Origin of the sequence: Novosphingobium sp. 18050, from assembly GCF_902706195.1 — a bacterium.
Classification (GTDB): domain Bacteria; phylum Pseudomonadota; class Alphaproteobacteria; order Sphingomonadales; family Sphingomonadaceae; genus Novosphingobium.
This window is the reverse complement of sequence record NZ_CACSJO010000004.1, coordinates 170969-182227: the sequence shown is the minus strand read 5'-3', so window position 1 is coordinate 182227 and position 11259 is coordinate 170969. Positions and strand designations below refer to the sequence as shown.

The 11259-nt window shown below is 61.2% G+C and carries 7 protein-coding genes; 3 read left to right on the top strand and 4 right to left on the bottom strand.

Annotated features, from left to right (window positions below; all coding sequences use genetic code 11):
• Positions 1-54 precede the first annotated feature (54 nt).
• Complete coding sequence (locus GVL61_RS06615) at positions 55-2358, top strand: EAL domain-containing protein (RefSeq protein WP_159978238.1); 2304 nt, start codon at positions 55-57, stop codon at positions 2356-2358.
• A 399-nt stretch (positions 2359-2757) separates the two neighbouring features.
• Here GVL61_RS06615 and zapE read toward each other — a convergent pair whose 3' ends face one another.
• From zapE to GVL61_RS06600, 3 genes are read right to left on the bottom strand one after another with little or no spacing between them, the layout of a single operon-like run.
• Positions 2758-3873 (bottom strand): cell division protein ZapE, encoded by a 1116-nt coding sequence (zapE, locus tag GVL61_RS06610; RefSeq protein WP_159978236.1) that lies wholly within the window; start codon positions 3871-3873, stop codon positions 2758-2760.
• On the bottom strand, positions 3870-4343 hold the full coding sequence (locus GVL61_RS06605) for a PaaI family thioesterase (protein WP_159978234.1): 474 nt from the start codon (positions 4341-4343) through the stop codon (positions 3870-3872). The genes zapE and GVL61_RS06605 overlap by 4 nt, the downstream gene beginning before the upstream one ends.
• Before the next feature lie 31 nt (positions 4344-4374).
• Entirely contained in the window at positions 4375-5157 is a 783-nt protein-coding gene (locus tag GVL61_RS06600; protein WP_159978232.1) for a succinate dehydrogenase iron-sulfur subunit, read from the bottom strand.
• A 695-nt stretch (positions 5158-5852) separates the two neighbouring features.
• Between GVL61_RS06600 and GVL61_RS06595 the strand changes: the two genes are divergently transcribed.
• A complete protein-coding gene (locus tag GVL61_RS06595) occupies positions 5853-6605 on the top strand; it encodes an SDR family NAD(P)-dependent oxidoreductase (RefSeq protein ID WP_159978230.1) in 753 nt (250 codons plus the stop codon).
• Between the two features lie 120 nt (positions 6606-6725).
• Here GVL61_RS06595 and GVL61_RS06590 read toward each other — a convergent pair whose 3' ends face one another.
• Positions 6726-9554 carry a ribonuclease E/G gene (locus GVL61_RS06590; RefSeq protein WP_159978228.1) on the bottom strand — a complete coding sequence of 943 codons (2829 nt, stop codon included), beginning with the start codon at positions 9552-9554 and terminating at the stop codon, positions 6726-6728.
• Between the two features lie 758 nt (positions 9555-10312).
• Between GVL61_RS06590 and GVL61_RS06585 the strand changes: the two genes are divergently transcribed.
• A complete protein-coding gene (locus tag GVL61_RS06585; RefSeq protein WP_235037556.1) occupies positions 10313-11203 on the top strand; it encodes an N-acetylmuramoyl-L-alanine amidase in 891 nt (296 codons plus the stop codon).
• Positions 11204-11259: the final 56 nt, after the last annotated feature.

The following is an 11259-nucleotide window of genomic DNA, read 5'->3' as shown; positions in this document are numbered from 1 at the left end:
GAAGTTTTTCGCGGCGATGACGCTTGTTCTGATCGGTGAAGCGAGATTGCCATCATGAACGGCATCACGGCACGCCTTGGTAATTTTTGGACGAAGCCGCGTGTAAGAATCGTGTTCTGGGCCGCGCTTACTGGCTTGGCTATGGGCATCAGCGGCCTTGGATTGCCGTTGGAGGATTATCTTCGCAATGTGCGTTGGATGTCACGTATTCAGCCCTCCAGTGGCGGCATCGTGGTGATCCAGCAAGATACCCGAACATTGGGCGAGCTTGGCGCCAATGACATTACTCATGGTAATGACGCTGACGCGATTAGGCACCTTTTTTCTGCCGGAGCTAAGCGCGTTTACTTCGATCGTTCGTTCTCAACGCCGGGATCTCGCGAAGATGACGCCAAATTTATCGAAGTGTTGAAGGCGAACTCTGGCAAGGTCGTGCTTGGCGCTGCCGTCGACAGCAATGGGCAGATGGGCAACTACGCCGGAAAGATGCCGCTTCAAGCGTATCGTGATTACGCGTCTACTGCATCGATCCTGGTGCGTCACCGTCCTCTCAATCTTAATGTCCAACTGCCGTTCGCTTCGGGTAGCCCGAATGGGAAGATCCCTTCTATTTCTGCTGCCATTGCTGGCATAGAAGGTGGGACGGATGAATTGTATTTTCCTGATTTTTCTATTGCGGTGACATCGTATCCGACTCTAAGCTATATCGATGCCATCCGCGGCCAGTTTGATCCCGCAATTGTGCGCGGAAAGGACATACTTGTCGCCCCGACGGCAGTTTCGTTTAACGATATCCATTCTATTCCGGGCCAGGGCGTTAATGCCCCAGGCGCATACTTCCACGCAATTGGGGCCGATACACTTAAACGCGGTATGCCCAGAGAGTATGGCTGGTTTCCGGCTTTCCTGCTCGTTCTTGTTTTGGTGGCATCTGGCCTTGGTCGAGGCCGGGTTCTGGACATTTACCGTTTTAGCGGACTTGTGGCCGTCGTTGGTGCTGCCCCGTTTCTGCTTGATTACGTAGGAATCCAAGTAGAAGTGATCCCGGCGTTCAGCGTCGCTCTTGTTGCGGTGATCCGCATGCGTAACCTCGACCGTGTCGAGGAGGCTGGCGAAACCAATACTGGCTCCGGGCTGCCTAGCGTTCAGGCGCTTCGCAATTCCGCCGACGTGTCGACCCGCATTCTCGTCGCGCTGAAGATCCGCAACTACGGCGCGATCATCGGTAGCTTTGCGGAACATGTCGAGGCGCAACTCGCCAAGGAGATCGTCCGCCGTATCCGCATCAGTGATGAGAACGTGATGATCTACCACGAAGGCGGCATGTTTGTGTGGCTTTCGTCCATCCGCAGTTCGTTCGACTTGTTCGAGAACCTGGAAGGCCTGCACCGGATCGTCCAGAATGGTATCCAGGTCGGTGGTATCGATGTGGACCTCTCTTTCAATTGCGGCGTCGATTCCGAGTTCGGCAGAGCCCTATCCGGCCGTGTTGCCAGTGCGATGCAGGCGGCCGAAGAGGCAGTGCGCAATGACGAACTGGTCTATCAGCACGAAGCGGGCAAGCATGAGGCACAGTGGGAAATCTCGCTGCTGACCTCGCTCGACCGGGCCATTGATAATGGCGAAGTCTGGGTGGCCTATCAGCCGAAGCTGGAGTTGAAATCCAACCGCATCTGCGGCGCCGAGGCGCTGGTGCGCTGGACGCATCCCGAGCGAGGTCCGATCGGCCCTGACAAATTTATCCGGATTGCCGAGGAATTCCACCGCATCGAACGAATCACGCGCTTCGTCATCAATGATGCTGTGCGGGTGGCCGTTGAGTTGGAGCGCAGTGGGTACGAACTGACCATGTCCGTCAATATCTCGGCGCAGCTCCTTCGAAACCCTGGCCTTCCGGGCATGATCTCGGAAATTCTGGCCTTGCATGGCCTGTCACCCAATCGGCTCATCCTAGAGATCACCGAAACCGACCGCCTCGATCGCAGCTCACGCACTTTCCAGATGTTGCAGCGCCTCGTCCAGTCGGGACTGCGGTTGTCTATCGACGATTTCGGAACCGGCAATGCGACGATTGATTATCTGCGCTATCTGCCGGCGAGCGAGGTGAAGATCGACAAGACGTTCGTGTCTTCGATGGAAGGCCGCAAGGATGATCTGCTGCTTGTGCAGTCGATCATCGAGATGGCCCACTCGCTAGACCGTGTCGTTGTCGCCGAAGGTGTGGAGACGGCCAAGGTTCTCGAGATGCTCACGGGAATGGGATGCGACCTGGTGCAGGGCTACTACGTCAGCCGCCCTGTCCCATTTCGGGACTTTCTCGACTTCGTATCAGGCAGGAGAGCGCGGCTGATTGGTTAAAAATTCCTTGATGCTTCGTTAACCTCTTGTTATCCATTTGACCGGCCGCAGTGATGCGGTCGTTCACATGGGGAATGACGATGAACAAGGAACTTTGGGGCGGTGGTTGGTGGGGCGGCGGTCTCTAATAGAGACGTCACCTGCTAGAGCCCGCTTCAATAGAACGGGCTGCTGCTAAGAAAAGAAGCGCTTTCCAGAAGAACTCCTGTTTTTTGGAAAGCGCTTTTTCTTTGCCTAGTGAAAACGTGTTTTGTGTTTATTGATGGCATGCATCTCCACGATGCGGGCCTGAATGCCAGGTTGGCTTTAATTCTGTCAATAAACTGGAAGTTGAGCAGGCAGAGTTGCTCAGTCGCCCTGCGGCGAATCGCATCCCGATTCGGGATGTGTTAACGAAGTTCAGTCCTCGCCGTGTCCCAGGGCGAGATAATCAGCGCTCTGCATTTCGTTAAGACGGCTTACGGTGCGCTCGAATTCAAAGCGTCCGGTCCCGGCCTGGTAAAGATCTTCAGGGGCAGTGTCCGCTGCTGCGATCAGCTTGACCTTGTGTTCGTAAAGCGCGTCGATGAGCGTAACGAACCGCGCGGCCTCGTTGCGGCGGTCTGGGCCCATTTTCGGAATGCCAACCAGAATTACCGTGTGATAAGCGCGGGCAATGGCAAGGTAATCGGCTGCGCCGCGCGCTTCTCCGCAGAGCCGCTTGAAACTGAACACGCCCACGCCCTTTAGGCTTTTAGGTACATGAAGCATACGGCCGCCGCCGACGTCGATTTCGGCAGAGGGGACGTGCTCGCTGTCCTCGGGCGGATAGTCGGTCAGGCGATAAAATGCTTCGCGAACCTGTTCGGTGGCTTCTTCACCCAATGGCGTGTGCCAGGTGGCCATGCCGCCAAGGCGTTGCATGCGGTAATCGGTCGGGCCGTTGAGTGTGAGAACGTCGAGTTCCTGCTCGATCAGGCCGATGAATGGCAGGAAATGCTCGCGGTTAAGCCCGTCCTTGTAGAGATGGGCGGGCGCGCGGTTCGATGTCGTCACGATCGTCACGCCTTCGTTCACGATCAGGTACGTGAAGAGGCGGCTCATGATCATCGCATCGGCTGAGTTGTTGACGACCATCTCGTCGAACGCGAGGCAGCGCGTGCCTCGGGCAATCGTGGCGGCTACCGGCGGGATCGGATCGCCGGTTTCCTTCTTACGCTCGTCGCGCAGCAGCGCGTGGACTTCGAGCATGAAGGCATGGAAATGGATGCGCCTCTTGCCGGGCATATCAAGCGTCTGGACGAACAGGTCCATCAGCATAGACTTGCCTCGCCCCACGCCGCCCCACATGTATACACCGCGTGGCGGCGGGGTTTTCTTGCCCAACAGCTTGCCGAGCAATCCGGTTGAGGATTGGGCCTTGTAAAGATCGCGCTGAAGGCGGCTGAGTCGCTCGGCGGCGGCGGCCTGCTCGGGGTCCGAGCGCAATTCGCCGGTCGCGACTAGCGCTTCGTATCGCTCGAGCATGGCGCTCATTGTCCGGAAACCTTGCTGATGCTGGGCTTGCGCAAGGTGCCGACGAAGCTGGCCACTAGGTGGTCCCTTTGCTCGACGGTGCCACGCATGAAGACGAGGCGGCGGGTTTCCTTCATCACCTCGGAAATCACGTCGAGGGGCTGCCCGATTCGGCCCGCGCCGATGAACTGGTTATGGAGGTCGAGTGTGACCGAGCCGGCGGCGTCTGCCCCCAGAACGGTAAAGATCGACGCAAACATGGCGACGTCGATCAGGGCGAGGGTTACCCCGCCGTGAACGTTATCGTGCACGTTGCTGTGGCGGCTCTCGACCTCGACGAGGCGTAACCTTGCGCTTTTCTCACCTTCGCGGCGGATTATCATGCGCCCCAAGCCATGCGTGTTGAAACGCGTGCCTTCGTCGAGGCGCCACGAATGCCAGCCCGGAAACTCCGGGTCCGGCTCGTGGATGAATGTGCCGCCTTGCGCCATGGGTTAGGTCCGGACCCGAACCAGTCCTGACTTAGACCTGGCGCTCTGCCTGCATCTTCTTGATTTCGGCGATGGCGCGTGCAGGCGAAAGGCCCTTGGGGCAAACGTTGGCGCAGTTCATGATGGTGTGGCAGCGGTACAGGCGGAACGGATCTTCCAGTTCGTCAAGGCGTTCGCCAGTCATTTCGTCGCGGCTGTCTGCGAGCCAGCGATAGGCCTGGAGCAGGATTGCCGGGCCGAGGAACTTGTCGGAGTTCCACCAGTAGCTCGGGCACGAGGTCGAGCAGCAGGCGCACAGGATGCACTCATACAGGCCGTCCAGCTTCTCTCGCTGTTCGGGGGTCTGGAGGCGTTCCTTGCCCGAAGGCGTGGTCGAGACGGTCTGCAGCCAGGGACGGATCGAGGCGTACTGCGCGTAGAAGTGCGTAAAATCGGGAACGAGGTCCTTGATCACGTCCATGTGCGGAAGCGGGGTGATGCGGATGTCACCCTTGAGGTCCTCGATTGCGGTGGTGCAGGCCAGGCCATTGGCGCCATTCATGTTCATCGCGCACGAACCGCAGATGCCTTCACGGCACGAACGGCGGAACGTCAGCGAGGGGTCGGCTTCGCTCTTCATTTTGATGAGCGCGTCGAGGACCATCGGGCCACATTTCTCGAGGTCGATCTCGAACGTGTCGTAGCGCGGGTTCTCGCCCGAATCCGGGTCGTAGCGGTATACAGTGAATTTCTTCACCTTCGTGGCGCCTTCGGCCTTGTGGACTTTGCCCTGCTTCTTGATCTTGCTGTTGGCCGGGAGGGTGAAGGTCGCCATGAAGAATCCCCGTGATCTTGCACTGCGGCATGAACCGCGACTGATGTCCCCCCTCTAGCGATTCGTCCGCTCAGGGCAAGGGGTGACAATGGCGAGGTTTTTCGTGCCGGTCCCGCAAGAGCCGATTGAGGTGCTTGCAGGGCCCGCCGATTCACATCAGACGGGCGGCCGGTGTCAACGATAGAAGAGGCTGCACAATGCGGGGTGGTTTTGACGTTAAATAAGTAAATGACTGTTATTAAACAATAATATTGCGATAGCGAAGCTTTGTAGTCGCCGGGGCGGTGCAATCTCAGGCAGACGCCAGCGCTTTTTCGCTAGAGGGAAACATGCGCGGGGCTGTTCACGGCGCACGGACAATTGCGCGGTTCGCAAGTGGAAAAAGGTTGGAAATGGGTTGCCGTGGACAATCGTTCCGACGCGGTCCGAGAGAGGGGAGTGTTGCGCACCGATCCTGAGTGGATGCAATAATAATTGCTACTGCGTGTCAACCGCAAACCTAGCCGGACGTTTCTAATTTGGCTGCATGCGGCAGCTAGGCGCGCGCGAAGCGGCAACGAATGCTCCAGCCAAGACTGTTCGGGACGCAGAGCGCCGGAACCGCACCGGCGATGTGGACGGCGAGCAAAGCGCTTGTGAGGCCATGCAGAGGGTGCTTGTACCTTGGGTCAAGAAGGCAAGCCCGGGAGAATGGCATGAGTGAATGGCAAGGACGAACGGCGGTGATTACCGGCGGCGGCAGGGGCTTTGGCAAGGCTTTCGGAGTGGCCTTGGCCGCGCGGGGTGCGCATGTCGTGCTGGTGGACATCGATAGTGCGGAAGCGGAAGCCGCTGCGCAGGATATCCGGAAGCAGGGCGGTTCGGCACTGGGCGTGGGCGGCGATGTGACCAACGAAGCCCGCATGGCGCAAGTCATGGCACAGGCGGCGCAGGCTAACGGCGGCATTGACCTGCTCGTGAACAATGCGGGGCTTCATTCCGACGAATATAGCAGGCCAATCCTCGACATGGGCCTCGCCAAAGTGCGGCGGCTGTTTGAGGTCAATGTGATGGGTGTCGTGTGTTGCACGCTGGCTGCCCATCCTCACATGCAGGGCAGGGTGGGCGCTTCGATTGTCAACATTTCGTCAAGCGCGGCGCACCTGGGCGGCTCGGCTTATGGTAACAGCAAGCTTGCCGTTGCCGGACTGACGATCACGTTTGCGCGCGAACTGGGTGTGGATGGCATTCGTGTCAATGCGATCTCGCCAGGGCTCATTCTTACCGAGACGATCCGCAGCGAATTGCCCGAAGCGACCAGGCAGCGCGTTCAGGCAATGCAGATGATTACCGGTGACGGGCTGGAAGACGATATCGTCGAGGCTCTGCTCTACCTCGCCTCTACTAAGGCGCGTTTCGTTACGGGCGAGACGCTGCGGGTTACCGGCGGCATGGCCGCAGGGGTTTAGGCGGGAAGGCGCTCGACCTTGCCGGGTTGACTGCCTTCATTTCTACTTACCGCTTAAAACGACAAACGCCGCGCGTGATCCGGAGATCGCGCGCGGCGCCTGACTTGTTTTCAACTTCGATCAGTTGCCGAAGGTGCGCTGCCACCAGCCGCGACGCGGCGAGCCGGATGCATCGCCATCGTCATCGGATGCGTCATCGGGTGCGTTATCGCTTGCTGCTTCCGGCTCTGCAGCTGCGACAGCTGCTTCGCCCGGAGCTGCGGAAGCTTCGGCCTTCTTGCGGCGGGGTGCGCGCTTGGGCTTGGCGGGTGCTTCCTCAGCGGCGGCCTCGGCGACCACTTCGACGGGAGCCACGTCAGCCTTCTTACGGCGCGGCGCACGCTTGGGCTTGGCGGGTGCTTCCTCAGCGGCGGCCTCGGCGACCACTTCGACGGGAGCCTCGGCAGCCACGTCAGCCTTCTTGCGGCGCGGTGCACGCTTGGGCTTGGCAGGTGCTTCCTCGGCAGCCGGTTCAGCGGCGACTTCGGCGGGAACCTCGATCACGGCTTCGGCTACGTCAGCCTTCTTGCGTCGCGGTGCGCGCTTGGGCTTGGCAGGCGCTTCCTCGGCAACCGGCTCGGCCGGTGCTTCGGGTTCGCTAACCGTTGCCTCGGCCGGAGCAGGTGCGTTGTCCTCGGCCGCGTCTTCGCGGGCTTCCTCGCCCTCGAAGCCTTCACCGTTCTCGGCGCCGTTCTCAGCCTCACCATCACGGCGACCACGACGGCGACGACCACCACGGCGGCGACGCTTCTTGGGCGCTTCGCTGCCTTCAGCATCGGTGTAGCCGGCTTCGTTCTCGCCTTCGTCATCAGCCACTTCGGCTTCGGTCTCGGCGGTTTCGCCTTCGGCCTCTGCTTCGGTTTCGGTTTCGGAGGCTTCGGCGCCGTTCTCGTCACCGCGATCGCGGTTGCGGCCACGGCGGCGCTTGCGGCGCTTGCGACCACGGCCGCCTTCGCCTTCATCGCCTTCGGCGCGCTCAGCCCGTTCGCCGCGTTCACGCGGTGCAGCTTCCTCGCGCTCGACTTCTTCCTCTTCCTCTTCTTCCTCGATCACGAAGTCGTCTTCGACGTCATCCGCGATCGGGTCGAAGCGAGGTACGAACTCGTTGCGCGGACCAGAAGAGACGACGCGCATCTTCGCGCCTTCGTTCTCACCCTCGGGGATCACTTCGACAGTGACGCCGTAGCGCTCCTCGATGTCGGCCAGGTCAGCGCGCTTGGCGTTGAGCATGTAGACCGCCGCTTCCGTGGAGGCGAACAGCGATACCACGACGCCCTTGCCCTTGGCCGCTTCGTCTTCGATGAAACGCAGCGCCGAAAGACCGGCGGAGCTGGCGGTACGGACGAGGCCGGTGCCGTCGCAGTGCGGGCACGAACGCGTCGTCGCTTCCAGAACGCCGGTGCGCAGGCGTTGGCGGCTCATTTCCATCAGGCCGAAGCTGGAGATGCGGCCGACCTGGATGCGAGCGCGATCGTTCTTGAGCGCGTCCTTTACTGCCTTCTCGACCTTGCGGACGTTCGAGCCGTATTCCATGTCGATGAAGTCGATCACGACCAGGCCCGCCATGTCGCGCAGGCGCAGTTGGCGCGCGATTTCCTGCGCGGCTTCGAGGTTGGTGGCCACCGCCGTCTGCTCGATCCCGTGCTCCTTGGTGGCGCGGCCCGAGTTGATGTCGATCGAGACGAGCGCCTCGGTCGGGTTGATGACGATGTAGCCGCCCGAACGCAGCTGCACGACCGGGTCGTACATGGCGGTGAGCTGGTCTTCCGCACCGAAGCGCTGGAACAGCGGCACCGGATCGGAATAAGGCTTAACCTTGGGTGCGTGGCTGGGCATCAGGAGCTTCATGAAGTCCTTCGCCGCGCGGAAGCCTTCCTCGCCCTCGACGACCACTTCTTCGATGTCGCGGTTGTAGATGTCGCGGATGGCGCGCTTGATGAGATCGCTGTCCGAGTGGATGAGCGTCGGCGCTTCCGAGCCGAGCGTCACTTCGCGCAGGTCGTCCCACAGGCGGGCGAGATAGTCGAAGTCGCGCTTGATCTCGGTCTTGGTGCGCTGGAGGCCAGCGGTGCGCACGATGCAACCCATCGAACGCGGAAGCTGCATTTCCGAGATGATCGACTTGAGACGCTTGCGGTCCGAAGCCGAGCTGATCTTGCGGCTGATGCCGCCGCCGTGGCTCGAATTCGGCATGAGCACGCAGTAACGGCCGGCGAGGCTGAGGTACGTGGTCAGCGCTGCGCCCTTGTTGCCGCGCTCTTCCTTGACGACCTGCACCAGCAGCACCTGGCGGCGATGGATGACGTCCTGGATCTTGTAACGGCGGCGCAGCGCCATGCGCTTGGCGCGCAGGTCGTCGGCTTCCTTCGAGCGGCCCGAGGGGCGGCCCTGGCGGCGGCGACCGCGGCCGCGGCGGTTCGACGAATCGCCGCCTTCGCCTTCTTCGTCGCCGTTCTCGCCTTCGTCGCCATCATGGAACTGGCCTTCGACGGAGCCGTCCTCGATCGTGGCGACGTGGTCCTTCTCGGACGTGTCGACTTCGGTCAGGCCGCCTTCGTCGTCGCCGTAGTCTTCGTCCTCATCGTCGCCTTCGCTGGCGCGCAGGGCAGCTTCTTCCTCGGCGTGTGCGGCTTCTTCAGCCAGCAGTGCCTCGCGATCCTCTTTGGGGATCTGATAGTAGTCTGGGTGGATTTCGCTGAAGGCAAGGAAGCCGTGGCGGTTGCCACCGAAGTCAACGAACGCCGCCTGGAGCGAAGGCTCCACGCGGGTAACCTTCGCCAGGTAGATGTTACCCTTTATCTGCTTGCGTTCGGTCGATTCGAAATCGAATTCTTCAATCCGGTTGCCCTTGAGTACCGCCACCCGGGTTTCTTCCGGGTGGCGCGCATCGATAAGCATGCGCGTTGCCATTTGATATTCTCCGTGCGCGTCCGCGCCCGGCCGGATCAGCCAGGGGGACGCGATTTTGTTCGATGTGTTCGGATGTGCCCTGCAGCGCGGCGTCATGCATCTCAGGGGCCCGGCCGATTGCGGCGGGGCCCGTCATTGTGCGTGCCGAGTGAAGGGCGAGTTCGTGCGTTTGCACCTGCCGCTTTGCAAGCGGCGGGGAGTCGAGGCAATCCAGCGCCTCGTGCGCGGCGAATTTACGGGCCGTCCTGGGGACGGCGTGTGCATCCGCAGCCCTATAGGCCACGGCAACATTTGCGAATGCCGCCCTGTGGGCGGTTGGAGCCAGAGCCGCCCTGTAGGCGGCGGGTGCGACCACTACGTGAGCGGTGCGTGTGTCTGCGAGCGCGAGATAGCGGGGCGCGAACGAAAGCGCGGAAAATTGCGACCACGCCGCCCACGCCCTTTCGGGCGTCAGCTGGCAAGGCGGCAATTGGCTTCTCATGGCTCGCTTCAACCTGTGAGGTTTTCCGGAAAGGATTTTCCGGCTCCCTGGGCCGGGGCTATATGGCTCTGCCGGTCCTGTCCGGCACCATATGGTAATGGCGTTCCCGGATTGCGAGGACCGAAAGCATCGTGGCCCCGGTCATATGGGCGTAGCATCCATGACCGGAGACGGCAAGTTCCTTGGCCCGCTTGGCTTTATACCAAAGGTGACTGGCCGGCTTTCATGCAGAAATCCGTGGGAAAGCCCCCGGACAATGGATTGCAGGGGCGATGATGTGGACTTAGTCAGTCCGGCCATGTCGCGCACCTTGCAGCTGATCCTGTTCCTTTCGACGTCGCTGGCGCTGCTGGTCGCCGCCGTCGTGTTCCGCGGGACGTTCACTGCGCGCGCCGATGCCTACGAGTATGTCGTGCGCTTCGATCTGCCGAGCGCGGACGCGCCAGTAGGCCTGCCGCGCGTCGACGGGCCGGCCGATGCCAGTCGCCCGCTGGTGGTGATCGACGCCGGACACGGTGGTTTCGATCCCGGAGCCGGGCAGGGTGCGCTCAAGGAAAAGGCGGTGGCCCTCCAGATCGCTCTGGATCTCCGCGACAAACTGCTTGCGGACGGGGGACTGCGCGTGGCGCTGACCCGCGACACCGACCGCTTCATCTCGCTTGCCGACCGACCCGACATCGCGAGGCGCCTGAACGCCGACCTGTTCGTATCTATACACGCCGACAGCGCGGAAAGCGATTCGGCGCGCGGAGCGAGCGTTTATGTTCTCTCCGAAAAAGGGTCGAGCGACACCGCCCAGCGCTTCGCCGATCGTGAGAACGGGGCGGACCGCGTCAATGGTGTGGCGCTTTCGAAAACCAGCGCAACGGTTGGCGCGATCCTGCTCGACCTGTCGCAGCGCGGGGCGCAGGCGGGCTCGGCGCAGGCTGCGGGGCTGCTGCTGCGCGAGTTGGGCGACAGGGGCATGGGTCTTCACCGCGAACACCCGGAAACGGCCGCGCTGGTCGTACTCAAATCACCGGACATTCCTTCGATCCTGTTCGAGACCGGCTACATCAACAACCCGCAGGATGCCCAGGTGCTTGGTTCGCGCAGTGGTCAGCAGGCACTGGCAGAGGCTGGCGCCAAGGCAATTCGGGCTTATTTCGCACGGAAACTGGGGGCATAGTCCTTGAGCGGAAGATCGGACATTCATCGCAACCTCTCTGGCCTTGCGCGAAAAGG